Origin of the sequence: Amycolatopsis heterodermiae (genome assembly GCF_034929455.1) — a bacterium.
GTDB classification, from domain to species: Bacteria; Actinomycetota; Actinomycetes; order Mycobacteriales; family Pseudonocardiaceae; genus Amycolatopsis; species Amycolatopsis heterodermiae.
The window spans coordinates 35,111-50,710 of record NZ_JAYFSI010000005.1; the positions used below are offsets into that span (position 1 = coordinate 35,111).

Below are 15,600 nucleotides of genomic sequence, written 5' to 3' on the forward strand. Positions count from 1 at the left end.
GGTCATCACGCTTCCTCCGCGACGGCGTTCAGCACCGGCAGGTACCCCTGCGAGTATCCGTCCGCCAGCGGGTGGAACGAGTTCGACAGGGGGTTCACGACGCCCTGAATCCACGGCGTGCCGGTCGTGCAGATCCCGTGCCCGGCGAACTCGTCCCGCACGTCGGCGAAGGTGAAGCCGGCGCGGCTCGCCGCTTCGGCCGTCACTGCGTCGAGCGCGTCGGCTCCGCGGTTCAACGCCACCCGCGAATCACGATCCGGTGCACCGGCGCACGGATCGGCCGTCTCGAACAACCGGGGGTATCCCAGCACCACGACCTTCGCCGCCGGGGCCGCCGCCCGGATCGCGGCGTAGAGGTCGGCCAGCCGTGACGGCAGGCTCTCGGAGATGAAGGTCACCGCCTGGTCGACGGCCGCCTGGCAGGCCGCCGTTCCCTGCAGCACGCAGACCGTCATGACGGTGGTGAAGCCCGCGTCGTCACCTCCCACGGTCACGGTGACCAGGGTGGTCGCGGACGTCACCGCGCCGATCTGGTTGTCGAGCACGTCGGCGGTCGTGGCCCCGGTGCACGCGACCGAGGTGAATCCCGTCGCGGAATGCGCCAGCTCCCACAAAGCCGGGTACGACTCCGGGCTTCGCTGACAAGCGTCGCCATTGTCCGCTTGGGTCCCGACCCCCGCCGCGTACGAATCGCCCAGCGCGACGTAGACACCGGGATCCGGCGGGCTGGCGCACGCCATCCCGGTCACCGCGGCGATCGCCACGGCTGCGGCAAGCAACTTCGGTCTCATGGTCTTCTTTCTGTCGGATTTCCTGGTTCCGGCTACACCTGGGGATGTCCGTTGGCGCTGGTTTCGGCCACCGCCTGCTTGACGTCCCAGTGCTCGACGACCTGGCCGGCGTCGTCGAAGCGGAGGGTGTCTTCTTCGACGGTCCCGCGGTCGCCGGGGCTCAGCTTGAAGAGTCCCTGGGTGACCACGAGGTCGCCTTGCGCGACGATCCTGGTGATGTCGAGCGAGGCGTCCGGGAACTGCCGCACCACCGGCTCGAGCGTGGTGACGACGGCGTCACGGCCGTCGGGACCGTCCGGGTTGTGCTGGACGAACGACCGCGCGTCGAGGTAGCGCTCGACGGTCGCGCGGACCGTGTGCTGGTTGAGCAGGCCGTCGAACACGGCGATCGCCGCGTCGGCGTTGGCCCGTTCCCGGGACGAAAGACCCGTGCCGATCGCATAGGTGCCTCCGGTACCGGGGACGAGCCGGCCGAGCAGGATGTTCGGGCCCTTGCTGGTGAAGAACGCGGCGCTGGTCACGTGGACGTTCTTGCCCTGCAACGCGATGGCCGTGGGGTTCTGCAGCCCGTCGACGGACGTGAGCACCGCCGTGTGGAACCCGTCCTCGCGGACCAGGTCCACCTGGTTGGCCGGGTTGAGCGTGGCCAGCAGCTCGTCGCCGACGCCGGTGAACGCGAAGTCGTCGACACCGGGCAGGTCGCGCGCCCGGACCGCCGGAGCACCCGCGGTACCGCGCGAGGTGACCGGGACGCGCAGGATCAGGCCCTGGTCGAAGTTCGACACCCACAGCGCTCCATTGTGGAGCTTCAGGCCGTTGGCCCCGAAGGTCGACACCGGCGCGAGGAGCGGGTCCGTCACCCACTTCTGTGCCGTCCCGCCCGCCAGCGGCGCGCGCCACACGGTTTCGAGCTTCGAGTCGCTGATGTAGACCTGTCCACTTCGGTCATCGACGACGAGTCCGTTGGGCAGGCTGTCGGCCGCCAGCGCGACGATGCGTTCCGCCGGGCGGCCCGGACGCAGCCGCCACAGTCCGGTGAGCCCCGCGTCACCGGCGTTGTAGGCGACGTACAGCGTGCCGTCCGCGGTCCGCGCGATGCCGGTGGTGGCCGGGAACCCCGTGCCCGGGGCGTGGTCACCGCCGGCGGGCCGGGGCAGGGTGGCCAGCACCCGCACCGAACCGTCCTTCGCGACGTGCGCGACCTGGCGGCTCTTGGCGAAACTGACGTCGGTGCCGCCGTCCGGTTCCACCACGAGGTTTTCCGGTGTCTGCCCCGCGTTCAGGTCCAGCCGGGCCTGGATCCGCGTGTCGGCGACGCGGTAGTTCCCCTGGGTCAGGGAACCGCCCGACGCCGCGGAACCGGCCGAAAGCACGGCCGTCGCGACCAGGGCAAGCACTGGTACCAGAAAGAGACGCGAGGGAATTCTTGTCATGGTCTTCTTCACGAATTCACGCTAAATGCGACCCGATGGTTACTGTCAAGGCGGACTACTGACCTCCGGGTAACCGAGATTCGTCGTCGGCAAAGAATAAAGCGGGAATTCGGCTACCGGCGCGGCGACCCGATCTCCCGAAGAGGCCGGCGAAGCACGTCCACGAGCGCATTGTGCGGTCCGGCGGGCGGGCGACGCCCGCGTCTCGGCTCGATCCGGCCCCTTAGGGCAAGTCCGGTGCGCTAAAGGCAAGCGCCTTACGCGGGTTCGAGCACGACCACCGGAATCCGCCGTGCGGTGCGTTCCGCGTAGGTCGCGTACGGCCGGTACACCCGGACCAGACGCGACCACAGCGCCTCTCGTTCCGTCCCGTCCGCGACCCGCGGGCGGACCCGGCGGCGCACGCCGCCCGGCAGTTCGACCTCGGTGCTGTCCATCGCCATGAGGTTGTGGAACCAGTGCGGGTGCGCGTCGGTGCCGCCCTTGGACGCGACGACGACGAGGTTCGGCGCGTCGTCGAGGTAGATCAGCGGGTTGGTCCGCGCCTGTCCCGTTCTCCGGCCGACGTGGTCCAGCAGCAGGACCGGGGCGCCGAAGTACGTGGCGCCGACCCGGCCGCGGGTGGCCGAGAACAGGGCCTTGTCCAGGCGGACCCACTGGCGGTGGATCGTCCACCACGGCGATGACGACGAAGGGGCTTTGACCATGTCCCCATGGTGGCATGGCACGACATTTGTCACAAGCTGCCATTTGGCACCATCTGCCTAGTGGCAGTGGCCGACGCGGCCCGTATGCTGGCCGGATGACCGGTCCGGGCCTGCGTGAGCGGAAGAAGCAGCAGACCAGGGACGCTCTGGTCGACACGGCGTACGAGCTGTTCCGCGAGCGGGGCTACGACTCGACGACCGTCGACGAGATCGCGGCCGCCGTGAACATCTCGCCCAGGACGTTCTTCCGGTACTTCACGTCCAAGGAGGACGTCGCCCTCGCGCCGCTCGACCAGCAGCTCACGGAGGTCATGACGGCCCTGGCCGCGCGCCCGGCCGCGGAACCCCTCGTCACGGCCATCCGGAACGCCTCGGCCGAAGTCCTGCGGGCCTACGAAACCGGCGAAGAACCGAGCAAGAGGAACCGGCACCGGAGCATGGAGGACCTGCTCGCCGCCACCCCCGCGCTCATGGCCGCTTGCCTCGGACGCAGCACCAGCCGCCTGGACGAACTGGCCGGGCTCCTCGCGCGGCGGCTGGGGGTGGATCCCCGCCTCGACCCGCGTCCCCACCTCGTCGCGTCGATCTCGCTGTGCGCGGTCCGGACCACCGTCGGCGCCTGGCGGGAGATCCATCCGGAAACACCGGCGTCGGACCTCGTCCGCCAGGCGTTCGACCTGCTCGCCACGGGCCTGAACCACCCGGCCAACTAGCCTTGCGGTCTCACAGGTCGTTCTGCGTGATGAAGTCCATTTCGAGCTTCGCGCCTTCCGGGGCGAGGGTGGCGGTGTGGCCGGCGTCCTTCACCTCGACGAACTTCGCCCGGGGGAACTGGGCGGCCGTCTCGCGGCCGGACACGCTGCTGGTGTTGGCGTCGAGGTCACCCGCGAGCACCAGGACCGGCACGTCGGCGAGCCGCGTGCCCGGGGCGACGGGGGCGCCCGCCGTCGGGTCGGCGGGCCAGTCGAGGCACAGGCCGGCGTCGTAGTCGTCCCGGGTCAGCCAGGCCTGCGGCGAGAAGGGCGCGAACGCGGCCTTGTCGGCGCCCGCCACCGCCTTGCCGAAGTCGGCCTTCCTGATCGCGACGTCGTCCGTGAGCTTGAAGTCGTGCTGGTAGTCGTGGCAGGTGGTGGCCCAGCTCATGGCTTCGGAGACCATGCTCTCGCCGAGGGCGTACGTGTCGGCCTTCGAGACCAGGTGCGCGCGCACCAGGTCCTGCACCGGGTTGAGGTCGCCGGCGTGCGCGGCGGCGACGGCTTTCGCCAGGGCCACCTTGGTTTCGACGTCGGCGGCGCCGGAGTAGATCTTGCCCACCGTGCCGGCGAGCTGCCATTCGTCGAGGACGACGTCGTGGGTCTTGCCCTGGTAGTCGACGTCCATGCTGACGGCCTTCTTACGGAGTTGGGTCGCCAGCTCACCCAGGTCGCGCAGCACGACGTCACCCGAGCACGAGCCCGTGCGCTCGCACACGAGTCCCACCCCGCGCCGCACCGCGTCGATCGCGACCGCGCCGGACGGGTCGTTGGAGGTGTTGACCGGGAACGCGCCGGACAGCACTACGGAGTCGACGTGCTCCGGGTGGCGGGCGACGAACGTCGTCATCAGGTACGTGCCGTACGAGTCGCCCAGCAGGTCGAGGCGATCGATCCCGAGCGCGGCGCGGACGTCCTCGAAGTCGTCGGCCGCGGCGGCCGTGCCGTAGTAGGCGGCCTTCGCGCCGAGCTGCCGGCCACATTCGCCGATGGCCGCGCGCTGGTGGTCGACGTCCTGGAAGATCCGGGTGAGGTCCTCGAGCGCCGGGCACCGGATGGCCCCGGACCGGCCGACACCCCGCGGGTCGACGAGCAGGAGATCCCGCTTCGCCAGGATCGGCTTCAGCCCGTCGGCGTAGTAGTGGCCGGTCAGGTCGATGGCGCCGGTACCCGGGCCACCGGGATTGGTGACGACCGTGCCCACGGCCGGGCCCGACTGGTCCGTGTGCGGCACGAGAGCGAAGCCGATCGGCGTCGTGCCGGCGTCGGGGTGCGCGCGGTCGAGGGGGACCTCTATCGTGCCGCAGCGCGCCGTCGGCATTTCCGGGACGTGGCACGGGCTCAGGTCGGCGGTCTTGACGACCGAAGGCTGCGTCTTCGACGAGACCGCAACCTCGCCGCACGCGGTCAGTGCGGTCAGGGACAGCAGCGCGGCCGAAGTCACGGCCACAACACGGTTCTTCACGATTCTCTCCTCGGGCTGGTCGGGCTTTGCTGTGACCAAGCTAGGAATTCGGCGAAGCGCGGCAGTCACCCGGCGGTGCGACGCTCTTTGGCTCTCGCGGGGGATGCCGGTTCCGGCTGCTTCCCGAAGGGCACCTTGTGCGCCGATGGATACCGACCCCGGACCGGATCGCGGATGCGTGCGTACCGTAGCTTCGTGCCGCGGCCGTTCCCTCTCGCGAGGGACTTCGGCTCTCCCGCACGTCTTTAGGATCGACTGCATGACTTTGACCGACCGACGCGCCGACCGGGATTTCCTGGGACGGCACCTGCGTCAGCTTTTCCTGGACTCCCGGTATCTGCTGCTGGGCGCACCGCTTTCGCTGGTCGCTTTCACCGTTGCGGTGACCGGGATTTCGCTCGGTGCGGTCGTCGTGCCGATCCTCGCGGCGACGCTGTACGCGTGCCGCCGTCTCGCCGCGTTCGAACGCAAGCGCGTCGAGCCGGTGCTGGGCCGGAGCCTTCCGGGACCCGGCTACCGGCCGGCACCCGCGGACGCCGGGACACTGCGGCGATGGTCGGCTCCTCTCGCCGATCCCCAGTGCTGGCTGGACTTCGCCTACGCCGTGGTGCGGTCCATCCCCGCCCTGCTGGCCTTTGGCGTCGCCCTCACCTGGTGGACGGGCGCGCTGGTCGGACTGGCTTCTCCGGTGCACCTCCGGTCGCTGTCGATCGAGGGGTCCTCCGTCGGCGACCTGCTGCTCGGCCGAGGCTCCTTCGCCAGTCCCTGGTTCGACTTCGCCGTCGGCGCCGTGATGCTGCTGACCCTCGTCCCGGTCGTCCGCGCGGTGGCGTGGCTGGATGCGTCGATCGCCCGCGTGTTGCTCCGCGCCGTCCCGGACGTGGCATGACTCCGTTCCTGCGGGCGGCCGTGGCTCGGTACCGCGCGCTCCCGACCACGGTCAAGGACGGCGGGATCGCCGCGGTCGTCACGATCCTGTCCTTCCTCCCCGGCGTCGCCGACAAGGGCACGGCCCTGGGGTGGCCGGTGGAACAGCGTCCGTTCGACGTGCTGGCGGCCGGCCTGGTCCTCGCGCAGGCGCTCCCGCTGGCGGTGCGCAGCCGCGCTCCCGGCTGGTGCCTGGCCCTCACCTCGTCGGCGTTCTTCGTCTACCAGGCCTCCGGGTACCGGCCGACCCTCGCGTCGGTCGGCCTGTACATCGCGCTCTACAGCGCCGGAACGCTCCAGGCCACGTTCCGCGTGGTCTCGGTGCCGCTGTGGGTCGCCGGCTACGTCGGCACGTGCGCCTGGCTGATCCACGCCGGATCACCGTTCCCGGCGAAGGACTTCGTGTTGTTCTTCGTGCTGCCCGCCGGTTTCTGGCTGCTCGGCGCGTGGTCACGCAGCCGCATGCGCGAGCAGGACCGGCGCAACGACGAACGCGTCGAAGGTGAGTTGCGCGCCGAACGCGAACGCCTCGCCCGGGAACTGCACGACGTCGTCACCCACCACGTGACCGCGATGGTGATGCAGTCGGACGCCGCCCAGTACCTGCCGGCCGACGACCGCGAGCGGCTCCTCACCGGACTGCGTGCGATCGGCACCACCGGCCGCCGCGCCATCACGGACCTGCGCGGGCTCCTCGACGTGCTCACGCCCGAGAACGACTTCCGGCCCGGCTCCAAGGAACCCGCGATCGGCAGGCTCGGTGACCTCGTGGACCAGACCAGGGCGACCGGGCAGCCGGTGGAGTTCATCGAAGAGTACCCGGCGAGCGACATTTCCGGCCTGGCCCAGCTGGCCGCCTACCGGGTCGTCCAAGAAGGACTCACCAACGCGCTGAAGCACGCGCCAGGGCGGCAAACCGTCGTCCGGGTGCGCGGTGACGCGGGCGATGGGCTCGTCGTCGAGGTCACCACGGGCGGGGACGGCGAGCGGCAACTGTGGCACGGCGCACCACCCGCGCCGTCGGGCCGCGGCCTCGCGGGGCTGAGCCGGCGCGTCTCCCTCGCGGGCGGCACGCTGGCCGCGGACCACGCCGCCGACGGCGGGTTCGTGGTGCGCGCCCGCCTCCCCCTCCGGGCGGTGGGCCGATGACCGCCCCGATCCGGATCCTGGTGTGCGAGGACCACGAACTCGTCCGCGCGGGGTACGTCACGATTCTGTCGGCGCAGCCGGACTTCGAGGTCGTCGGCGAGGCCGGCAACGGGATCGAGGCGGTGGCCCTGGCCGAGCGCCTCACGCCGGACCTCGTCATCATGGACATCCGGATGCCGCTCCTCGACGGCATCGAAGCCACCCGCCGTCTCGCGGGTCCCGAATCCGCCGCCGGGTTGAAGGTCCTGGTCGTCACGACCTTCAACCTCGACCAGTACGTCTTCGAGGCATTACGCGCGGGGGCCAGCGGGTTCCTCGTCAAGGACGCACCACCGACCGACCTCATCGCGGCGGTGCGCACGATAGCGTCCGGAAACGCCTTGCTCGCACCGGAAGTGACGCGCCGGCTGATCGGCCGCTTCGGCGAGCGGATCCGGCAGAGCAGCACGGGCGCGGGCAAGATGCGGGAGGTCGTGGAACTCCTGACCGACCGCGAACGCGAAGTGCTGAAGCTGCTCGCCGCGGGCATGTCCAACGCGGAGATCGCCGCGGCGCTGTTCATCGGGATCGAGACGGTGAAGACCTACGTGTCCCGGATCCTGTCCAAGCTCCAGCTGCGTGACCGGGTCCAGGCCGTCGTCTACGCGTACCGGATCGGCCTGGTCAGCGCGGACGATCACCCGTAGCCGAGTTCCCGCAGCTGCGCCCGCGAGGTGACGCCGAGCTTCGGGAACACCCGGTACAGGTGGGAGCCGACCGTGCGCGCGGACAGGAACAGCCGCTCGCCGATCTCCTTGTTGCTCAGCCCTTTCGCCGCGAGCCGGACGATCACCTGCTGCTGCGGCGTCAGCTCCAGGAGGGCGGCCGGCCCGGCGGGCTCCGCCCGGACGCCGGACGCGCGCAGCTCGGCGACCGCGCGTTCGGCCCACGGCCGGGCGCCGAGCCGGCGGAACGTCTCCAGCGCCGACCGCAGCGGCAGCCGGGCGTCGGCCCGCCGATTGTGCCTGCGCAGCCATTCGCCGTAGTCCAGCTGGGTCGCGGCCTGTTCGAACGGCCACGGCCCCGCATCCTCGAGCGCGACGCGAAACAGCTTCTCCGCCTCGTCCGGCGCGGCCAGCAGCGCGCGGGCGCGCGCCACGAGGTTGTGCTGCCGCCGGGTGGCCGGGACCAGCCGGTCGACCAGGTGCCCCACCTCGCGCCCGGTGCGGGCCGCGGCGGCGGCCAGATCGGCGATGGCCAGCGGTGTCACGTGGTAGTGCACCGGCTCGCCGCCGGTGTCGAACAGCAGGCGGAGCTGGTCGTAGGCCGTCTCGAAGTCGCCGTCGGCGGTGGCGGCGAGGCCCAGCGCCCACCGGCCGCGCGCGATCACCGACGCACTCGCGTCCGGGCTGACGGCAGCCAGCGCGGCGGTGGCGAGTTCCCGGGCCTGGACGACGTCGCCCTGCAGCGCCAGAACCGTGGCGTCGAGGGTCTGGGCGGCCGCGGCGGTGTGCGGCAGGTCGCCGTCGGCCGCGGCGCGCGCCGAGGCCGCCGCGACCAGCCGGGCCGGCGCCCACCGCCCGGACTCCAGGTACGCCCAGCCCGCCGCGCAGCGCAGGACGTCCGGCAGCTCGGCCAGGTCGGCGGCCCGCTCGAACCCCTCCACGGCAAGCGAAGTCTCGTCGAGCAGCCAGGCCGTCGTGGCGTGGGCGATCAGCTGGTCCGGCCGCGATGGCGCGTCCGGGAGTTCGATGGCCACCGGGTCGGTCAGCGCCCGCGCCCACAGCGAGCGTGCCTGGACGCCCTCGCGACGGCCGGTGTAGTAGGCGACGACGGCGGCGCTGTCCATCGCTTCCCCGGCCAGCGGCTCGGGGAGGTGCGCGGCCGCGTCGAGCAGGTGCCGCAGCGCGGCGTCGCGGCGCGGGGTGAGGGCCAGCGCCTGGCCTCGCCGGAGGGCGGCCTCGGCGTTCAGCGCGGGATCCTCGACGCGGTCGAGCAGCTCCAGACCCTGGCCCGGGTGGCCGCCGAGGATCGCCAGCTCGGCCGCGCGCAGGAACCGCCGGTCGCCGCCGGCCCGTTCCAGCAGCCGGGCCGCGGTCCCGTACGCGCCACGCCGGACGGCCTCCCCGGCCCGGTCGTCCAGCTCCGCCGCCGTCAGCTCGGGCGCCGCGACGGCCACGTCCGCCGGCGGCCCGACTTCGGTGTGCGGCAAGCCGAAGTGCGCCTGGTGGCTCGCGCCGAGCAGGGCGACGGGCTCGCCGTCCAGGCGCCGCGCCACGAACGTGAGCACCCGCAGCGAATCCGGGTCGAGCCACTGCAGGTCGTCGACGACCAGCAGCACCGGCCCGAGCTCGGAAAGCAGGGTCAGCACGGCGATGCCCAGCAGCAGCCGGTCGGGGCCGGCGTCGCCGGTGAGCACGCCGAGCGCGGCCCGCTGCCGCGCGGGGAGGACGTCCACGCGGTCCAGCACGGGCCGCAGCAGCTGGTGCAGGCCGGCGAACGGGACGTCGGTCTCGAGCGGATGACCGGACGCCCGCAGGACCAGGCCGCCGGCCTCGGCCGCGGCGGCGTCCAGGCGCGCGGTCTTGCCGGTTCCCGGGCCACCGACCAGGATCAGCGCCTGCCCTCCGGTGACGAGGCTCACCCCGTGAACGTACCCGATGCAGTCAGGTGACGGACGCGGCGAACGCCGTGCCCGGGCCACGATCGGGTTCATGCCCGAGATCACCCGAGTGCCGGAGATGCAGTGGCCGACCCGGCCGCCCACGGCGATGTTCGCCGACCTGCCGCCGTCCTTCTGGGACGCCCGCCCGCACCTGTGGGACCCGGACGACGGCCGGCTCGTCAGCCGCACCCACACCTGGGTCGTCCGCGTGAACGGCCTGGTCGTGCTGGTCGACACCGGCATCGGCGACGGCAAGGACCGGCCGGGGATGCCCGCGTTCCACCGGCTCGACACGGGCTTCCCGGCCCGGCTGGCCGAGGCGGGCGTCGAGCCCGGCGACGTCGACGTCGTGGTCAACACGCACCTGCACGCCGACCACGTCGGCTGGAACACCACCCTGGACGGCGGCGAGTGGGTCCCGGCGTTCCCGCGCGCGACCTACCTCTTCCCCGCCGCCGACTACGAGCACTTCCGCGGCGACCCGGTGCTCGCCGACAGCGTGCAACCGGTGCTCGACGCGGGTCAGGGCGTGCTCTGGCGGGACGGCCACCGCATCGCCGACGACCTGGTGCTCGAACCCGCACCCGGGCACACCCCCGGCTCCAGCGTGCTCAAGCTGCGCGAGGACGCCGTGTTCGTCGGCGACCTGCTGCACAACCCGGCGCAGGCGCTGGAACCGGACGCGAACAGCATGTTCTGCCTCGACGCCGCCGAGGCCAGGGCCGCGCGCCGGCGCGTCCTCGGCTGGGCGGCCGACCACGGCGCGCTGGTGCTGCCCGCGCACTTCGAGGGCGGCCCCGTCGTCCGGGAAGGAGCGGGCTTTGCGTTCGCCTGAGCTGCTGGGCCGGCGCGAGAACGGCGTGTGGATCTACCAGGGCATCCCGTACGCGACGCTCGAGGACCGCTTCGGCCCGCCGCAGCCGCCGCCGGCGGGGTTCCGGGACGCCACCGCGCCCGGGCCGACCGCGCCGCAGGAGACGCGGTCGTTCCCCGGCACGAACCTCGCGGCGGTCCTCGGCCCCGGCTGGGAGCCGGGGCCGGACTACCTGACCGTGAACGTGTGGACCCCCGACTCCCCCGCCCGGGACCTCCCGGTCCTGGTGTTCGTGCACGGCGGCGGCTTCCTCAGCGGCTCCGGCCACGCCCCGATGTACGACGGCACGACCTTCGCCCGCGACGGCGTCGTGCTCGTGACGCTCAACTACCGTCTCGGCGCGCCCGGCTGGCTCGACCTGCCCGGCGCGCCCCGCAACCGCGGCGTCCTCGACGTCCTCGCGGCGCTGCGCTGGGTCCGGGCCCACGTCGCCGGGTTCGGCGGCGACCCGGGCAACGTCACGCTGTTCGGCCAGTCCGCGGGCGCGATGCTGATCGCCGCGCTCCTGGCCACGCCCGAGGCGGACGGCCTGGTGCACCGCGCGATCTCGCAAAGCGGCGGCGCGCACGTGTTCACCCCCGAGCAGGCCGCCCGCGTGACCACGGCACTGGCGGCGAACCTGGGCGTGGCCCCGACGGCCCGCGCGTTCACCGGGATCGGTGACGCCGACCTGGTCCGGGCCGTCGCGGACCTGCGCGTCGACACACGGTACGACCGCTCGCTCGGGGTCAGCCCGTTCAAGCCGGTGGTGGACGGCGCCCTGGACCTCGCGCCGGTCGACCTCGTCGTCGGCACCAACGACGACGAGGCCGACCTGTACGTCTCCGAGCCGGTCACCGACGCCGACGTGCTCGCCGCCGCGACCCGGCGGCACCCGGACCCGGAACGGCTGGCCGCGAGCTACCGGGCCCGCTTCGCACGCCCGGTCGACCAGCTCTCCGCGCTGGTCACCGAGCAGTTCGAGACCGGCTCCGCGCACCTCGCGGAGGCCCATCGGGGCCGGGCGTGGACGTACCGGTTCGGGCGCGAAGGCGGGGCGCCGCACTGCGCCGAGCTGCCGTTCGTGTTCGGCCCCGGGCCCCTGCACGACGCCTGGGTCGCCTTCGCCAAGACCGGTGATCCCGGCTGGACGCCCCATCCGGAGACGAAGCGGTTCTTCATCGCCGAGCACCTGACGTGACGGCCGACCAGCGCTGCCCGCTCTCGGCGGCCCGGCCGACCGCCGCGACCAGTTCGGAGTTGTGCACGGCGTGGTCGAAACCGGGCGTCGTGCGAGTCCCCTCATCGAGATCGGCGACCAGGCTCGCGTACACCTCCGCCACGTTGAGCGCCGGACCGGGCAGCGGCTCCCGACCTGCCGGGGTGTCCTCGAACCGCGCGCTCGACGTCAGGGTCAGATCCGCGCCCTGCACGCCGTAGATCGAGCCGCCGGTGAGCGTCAGCCACCCGTCGGAACCACGCAGTTCGAAGGTGAACCGCGCGTCCTCGGGTGCGACCCCGCCCAGGATGCCGACGGTAACCACGGCTCCCGAAGCCGTGCGGGCGAGGACGTCGACGTGGTCGGGAACCTCCCGGCGAGCACTCCCGCCGACGTCGGCCAGGACGGGGTGCGGCCAGAGGGTTTCCGCGCGGGCGTCGACCTCGACGACGTCACCCAGCAGCGCCTCCACGACGTCCAAGGTGTGCCCGCCGGTGATGGTCAGGAGGTGGGCGCCGGAGCCGGCTTCCTCGAAGTACCGGTACGCCGAGTACGTGCTGGGGCCGAACGCCGCCGAGGTGGACACCACCCGGGCGTTGAGCGGCCGGCCGATCGCGCCTTCGCCGATCAGCCGCGCCGCTCGCCGCACAGCGGGGTTGAGCCGCCCCTGCAACCCGATGGCGCTGGGCCGGGAGCGCGCGGCAGCGGCCAGTTCCGCGGCCTCGGCCGGGGAAACACCCAGCGGCGATTCGCAGTACACGACCTTGCCCGCCGCCGCGGCGGCGAGGACGAGGTCCCGGTGCGCGGGAACCTTGACCGCGATGGTGACGATGTCGACGGAATCGTCGGTGATCATGCGGTACGGGTCGGCGAACCAGTGCGAGGCGCCGAAGGCCGCCGCGGCCTCGCGGGCGCTGTCTTCGTGGCGGGTGGCGACCGCGGACAACGTCACGGACGCCAGCCCGTGGATGGCGGGGATGTGGGACACCTGGGCCCAGCTCGCCCGGGTGTCGGCCCCGATGACCCCGACTCGGTGCACGCGTTCCGGCATGAAGCACTCCCCTGTGGATGGACTGTTCTCGTGCCCACCACTCAACACACGGGCCGGTGCGGCAACCAGGTCACGCCATGACCAGGTAGGACCCGGCACCCGCTCCTACACTGGACCCGTGCCGGCCGGGACCAGATCCAACGAAGCGCTCGGGGAGTTCCTGCGGTCCCGGCGGGACCGGCTCACCCCCGCACAAGCCGGGATCACCCCCTTTCCCGGACCGCGGCGGGTGCCCGGCCTGCGCAAGGAAGAGCTGGCCGTCCTCGCCGGGATCAGCCCCGACCACTACAGCCGTCTCGAACAAGGCCGCCAGACCACGCTCGGCGAGGACGTCTGCGCCGCGCTGGCCCGGGCGCTGCAGCTGGACGAGCGGGAGAGCGAGCACCTGCGGGCCCTGGCGGGACCCGCACCGCACCGGGACGCCTGGGAATCCCCGCAACGCCCGGAACCCGGGCTGCTGCGGGTGATGACCGCAATCGGTGACCTTCCCGCCGTCCTGCTCGGTCGGCGCTCGGAGGTGCTCGCGAGCAACGCCGCGCTGGGCGCCGTTCTCGGTACCGCCTTCGCGCCGGGGACGCAGTTCCTGCGCTGGCTCCTGCTCGAGCCGCCCGCCCGCGACCGGATCGCCAACTGGGACGACTTCGCCCGGGCCGCGGTGGGCAGCCTCCGGTACGAGCTGGGCCGCCACCCCGGCGACCACAAGCTGTCCGGCCTCATCGACGAGCTGCGCGCACGCTCCCCCGATGTCGCTCGCTGGTGGGACGAGCAGGGCGTCGTCGACCGCACGTCGTTGACCAAACGCATAGTCCACCCCGGAATCGGCACGCTGGAGTTCGGCATCGAGGCCGTCACCACGCCCCATCAGCCGGACCAGCGGCTGGTGATCTACACCGTCGAACCCGGCTCGCCGACGGCGCGCGATCTGGCCCTGCTGCTCAGCTGGGGGCCCGCGGCCGAACTCATGCCCCGCTCAAGCTGACCGCGCGTGACCGTCCCGGACGACGCCGTCGATCCGCACCGGGTGGCCGTCCCTGGCCTGAAGCGGCGATGTTCCCGCGGCCCACAGGAGAAGGACCACTTCAGCGATCACTTTCCGGGCTGTCCACAGGACATGTCCAGCGCCCGAAAGCAGCAAGGCCGATTTCTTCCGGGAACCAAGGGGAGAACGACGTCACAAACGCTTATTCGATACCGTCGAGCCGCGGCTCGTGGGCCCGGGCCACGAGCTGCGCGATCGTGGTCCGCTCCAGTTCGTCCTCGATCGCCTGCCGGGCGCGGCGGTCGACGTCGATCACCCAGGACTGGATGTTCCGGCCCACCGCGCAGTCCGGGTCGCCCGGATAGGAGCCGAGGACGTGGTTTTCCCCCTGCACGACGCGCCAGACCTCGCCGAGCGTGATCGTGGCGGGGTCCTTCAGCAGGTGTGAGCCACCGCCGACGCCCGGCTTGGAGGCGATCAGGCCGGCTTGGCGGAAGCGCCCCAGGGCGCGGCGGATCTGGACCGGGTTGGCCATGGCCGACTCGGCCATGGCCTCCGACGACAGGCTCTCCGGCGCCAGGGTGGCCAGCAGGGTGAGCAGGTGGACCCCGAGGGCGAACTGGGTGTTGGTCGACATCGCGGCCGAGTCTACCGGAACCGTAGCAGTCTCTGTTACGGTTCAATTCGTAACAGTGATTGCTACGAATGGAGCTGTGTTGAGCATCGTCATCACCGGGGCGTCCGGACACCTCGGACGCCGGACCGCGGAGCTGCTCTTGACGACCAATGGCGTCGACGCCGCCGACGTCGTCCTTCTCACGCGATCTCCGGACAAGCTCACCGATCTGGCCGCACGCGGAGCACAGGTCCGCCACGGCGACTTCGCGGATCCCCGCACGCTGCCTGCCGCTTTTGCCGGGGCGACACGCGTCCTGCTGATCAGCATCGACGCGGGCGCCGAGCGAGTCGATCACCACAGAGCGGCCATCGAAGCCGCGAAGGCGGCCGGCGTGGGGCTGATCGCCTACACCTCGTACCCGAACCCGGACCCCCGCCGCAACTCCGCGTCGGTGGTGCCCGACCACGCCGCGACCGAGGCGGCGATCCTCGGCAGCGGCGTCCCGCACACCTTCCTGCGCAACAACGTGTACAGCGAGTACGTCGCGTTGTTTTCGGCCCGGAACCCGCTGACCGCGGGCGCCTTCGTCCACAACTTCGGCGACGGCGCCAGCGCGTACGTGAGCCGGGAGGACTGCGCGGCCGCGGCGGCCGCCGTCCTCGCCGGCGGCGGCGAGCACGCCGGCAAGACCTACGACGTCGCCGGTCCCGAGCCGCTCACCGGCACCGAGCTGGCCGGCCTGTACGCCTCGGCCGGCGGCACCGAGGTCGAGGCCGTCTCCGTCGACGACGGGACATGGATCGCCGACGCCGTCGCGAACGGGCTGCCCGAGCCGGCCGCCCGAAACGTGGCTTCGTTCGGCAGGGCGATCCGCGAGGGCGCACTCAGCCAGCGAGGCGGAGACGTCGAGCAGCTGACCGGCCGCCGGCCGGTCAGCGTGGGTGACGTCCTCAAGGGAATGGTGGACTGAACCACGAAGCAACCGATCCTCCCCTTCGGGCGTGTACCTCC

The 15,600-nt window shown here is 72.2% G+C and carries 15 protein-coding genes; 8 read left to right on the top strand and 7 right to left on the bottom strand.

Features of this window, described 5'->3' with window-relative positions:
• Nucleotides 1-5 precede the first annotated feature (5 nt).
• The 3 genes from VA596_RS22420 to VA596_RS22430 all read right to left on the bottom strand — a co-directional run bounded on the left by VA596_RS22420 (nt 6) and on the right by VA596_RS22430 (nt 2,931).
• The gene (locus VA596_RS22420; protein WP_323329793.1) at nt 6-791 is read right to left on the bottom strand and encodes an SGNH/GDSL hydrolase family protein; all 786 of its coding nucleotides are present in this window, start codon (nt 789-791) and stop codon (nt 6-8) included.
• 32 nt (nt 792-823) lie between these two features.
• On the bottom strand, nt 824-2,188 hold the full coding sequence (locus VA596_RS22425) for an ester cyclase (protein WP_323329794.1): 1,365 nt from the start codon (nt 2,186-2,188) through the stop codon (nt 824-826).
• A gap of 293 nt (nt 2,189-2,481) precedes the next feature.
• Entirely contained in the window at nt 2,482-2,931 is a 450-nt protein-coding gene (locus VA596_RS22430; protein WP_323329795.1) for a nitroreductase/quinone reductase family protein, read from the bottom strand.
• Between the two features lie 95 nt (nt 2,932-3,026).
• On the opposite strand from VA596_RS22430, the gene VA596_RS22435 reads away from it, so the two are divergent.
• Nucleotides 3,027-3,644 (top strand): TetR family transcriptional regulator, encoded by a 618-nt coding sequence (locus tag VA596_RS22435; RefSeq protein ID WP_323329796.1) that lies wholly within the window; start codon nt 3,027-3,029, stop codon nt 3,642-3,644.
• 10 nt (nt 3,645-3,654) lie between these two features.
• Here VA596_RS22435 and VA596_RS22440 read toward each other — a convergent pair whose 3' ends face one another.
• Nucleotides 3,655-5,148, bottom strand: a complete 1,494-nt coding sequence (locus VA596_RS22440) for an alpha/beta fold hydrolase (protein WP_323329797.1) — start codon at nt 5,146-5,148, stop codon at nt 3,655-3,657.
• Nucleotides 5,149-5,407: 259 nt separating this feature from the next.
• Here VA596_RS22440 and VA596_RS22445 point away from each other — a divergent pair, with 259 nt between their 5' ends.
• Genes VA596_RS22445 through VA596_RS22455 form a run of 3 tightly spaced genes read left to right on the top strand, consistent with a single transcriptional unit; the run spans nt 5,408 to nt 7,910 of the window.
• Nucleotides 5,408-6,037, top strand: a complete 630-nt coding sequence (locus VA596_RS22445; protein ID WP_323329798.1) for a sensor domain-containing protein — start codon at nt 5,408-5,410, stop codon at nt 6,035-6,037.
• Entirely contained in the window at nt 6,034-7,224 is a 1,191-nt protein-coding gene (locus VA596_RS22450; protein ID WP_323329799.1) for a sensor histidine kinase, read from the top strand. Before VA596_RS22445 ends, VA596_RS22450 begins: the two co-directional genes overlap by 4 nt.
• Nucleotides 7,221-7,910, top strand: coding sequence for a response regulator transcription factor (locus VA596_RS22455; RefSeq protein ID WP_323329800.1), 690 nt, complete (start codon nt 7,221-7,223; stop codon nt 7,908-7,910). The genes VA596_RS22450 and VA596_RS22455 overlap by 4 nt, the downstream gene beginning before the upstream one ends.
• Here the strand turns inward: VA596_RS22455 and VA596_RS22460 are convergent.
• Complete coding sequence (locus tag VA596_RS22460; protein WP_323329801.1) at nt 7,901-9,847, bottom strand: LuxR C-terminal-related transcriptional regulator; 1,947 nt, start codon at nt 9,845-9,847, stop codon at nt 7,901-7,903. The genes VA596_RS22455 and VA596_RS22460 overlap by 10 nt on opposite strands.
• A 70-nt stretch (nt 9,848-9,917) precedes the next feature.
• Between VA596_RS22460 and VA596_RS22465 the strand changes: the two genes are divergently transcribed.
• Together VA596_RS22465 and VA596_RS22470 are read left to right on the top strand one after the other, a co-directional pair.
• A complete protein-coding gene (locus VA596_RS22465) occupies nt 9,918-10,703 on the top strand; it encodes an MBL fold metallo-hydrolase (RefSeq protein WP_323329802.1) in 786 nt (261 codons plus the stop codon).
• Nucleotides 10,690-11,922 (top strand): carboxylesterase/lipase family protein, encoded by a 1,233-nt coding sequence (locus VA596_RS22470; RefSeq protein WP_323329803.1) that lies wholly within the window; start codon nt 10,690-10,692, stop codon nt 11,920-11,922. The genes VA596_RS22465 and VA596_RS22470 overlap by 14 nt, the downstream gene beginning before the upstream one ends.
• On the opposite strand, the gene VA596_RS22475 is transcribed toward VA596_RS22470, so the two are convergent.
• Entirely contained in the window at nt 11,900-12,991 is a 1,092-nt protein-coding gene (locus VA596_RS22475) for a Gfo/Idh/MocA family protein (RefSeq protein ID WP_323329804.1), read from the bottom strand. The two genes, VA596_RS22470 and VA596_RS22475, sit on opposite strands and share 23 nt — an antisense overlap.
• 118 nt (nt 12,992-13,109) lie before the next feature.
• Here VA596_RS22475 and VA596_RS22480 point away from each other — a divergent pair, with 118 nt between their 5' ends.
• Nucleotides 13,110-13,970 carry a helix-turn-helix transcriptional regulator gene (locus VA596_RS22480; protein WP_323329805.1) on the top strand — a complete coding sequence of 287 codons (861 nt, stop codon included), beginning with the start codon at nt 13,110-13,112 and terminating at the stop codon, nt 13,968-13,970.
• A 202-nt stretch (nt 13,971-14,172) separates the two neighbouring features.
• Here VA596_RS22480 and VA596_RS22485 read toward each other — a convergent pair whose 3' ends face one another.
• Nucleotides 14,173-14,607 carry an Rrf2 family transcriptional regulator gene (locus VA596_RS22485; RefSeq protein WP_323329806.1) on the bottom strand — a complete coding sequence of 145 codons (435 nt, stop codon included), beginning with the start codon at nt 14,605-14,607 and terminating at the stop codon, nt 14,173-14,175.
• 79 nt (nt 14,608-14,686) lie between these two features.
• On the opposite strand from VA596_RS22485, the gene VA596_RS22490 reads away from it, so the two are divergent.
• Nucleotides 14,687-15,559, top strand: coding sequence for an NAD(P)H-binding protein (locus VA596_RS22490; protein WP_323329807.1), 873 nt, complete (start codon nt 14,687-14,689; stop codon nt 15,557-15,559).
• Nucleotides 15,560-15,600: the final 41 nt, after the last annotated feature.

Bases quoted from the DNA above. Each gene is read 5' to 3' on its own strand.
- VA596_RS22420 (WP_323329793.1), bottom strand. From the start codon at position 791: ATGAGACCGAAGTTGCTTGCCGCAGCCGTGGCGATCGCCGCGGTGACC.
- VA596_RS22430 (WP_323329795.1), bottom strand. From the start codon at position 2,931: ATGGTCAAAGCCCCTTCGTCGTCATCGCCGTGGTGGACGATCCACCGC.
- VA596_RS22435 (WP_323329796.1), top strand. From the start codon at position 3,027: ATGACCGGTCCGGGCCTGCGTGAGCGGAAGAAGCAGCAGACCAGGGAC.
- VA596_RS22445 (WP_323329798.1), top strand. From the start codon at position 5,408: ATGACTTTGACCGACCGACGCGCCGACCGGGATTTCCTGGGACGGCAC.
- VA596_RS22450 (WP_323329799.1), top strand. From the start codon at position 6,034: ATGACTCCGTTCCTGCGGGCGGCCGTGGCTCGGTACCGCGCGCTCCCG.
- VA596_RS22455 (WP_323329800.1), top strand. From the start codon at position 7,221: ATGACCGCCCCGATCCGGATCCTGGTGTGCGAGGACCACGAACTCGTC.
- VA596_RS22465 (WP_323329802.1), top strand. From the start codon at position 9,918: ATGCCCGAGATCACCCGAGTGCCGGAGATGCAGTGGCCGACCCGGCCG.
- VA596_RS22475 (WP_323329804.1), bottom strand. From the start codon at position 12,991: ATGCCGGAACGCGTGCACCGAGTCGGGGTCATCGGGGCCGACACCCGG.
- VA596_RS22485 (WP_323329806.1), bottom strand. From the start codon at position 14,607: ATGTCGACCAACACCCAGTTCGCCCTCGGGGTCCACCTGCTCACCCTG.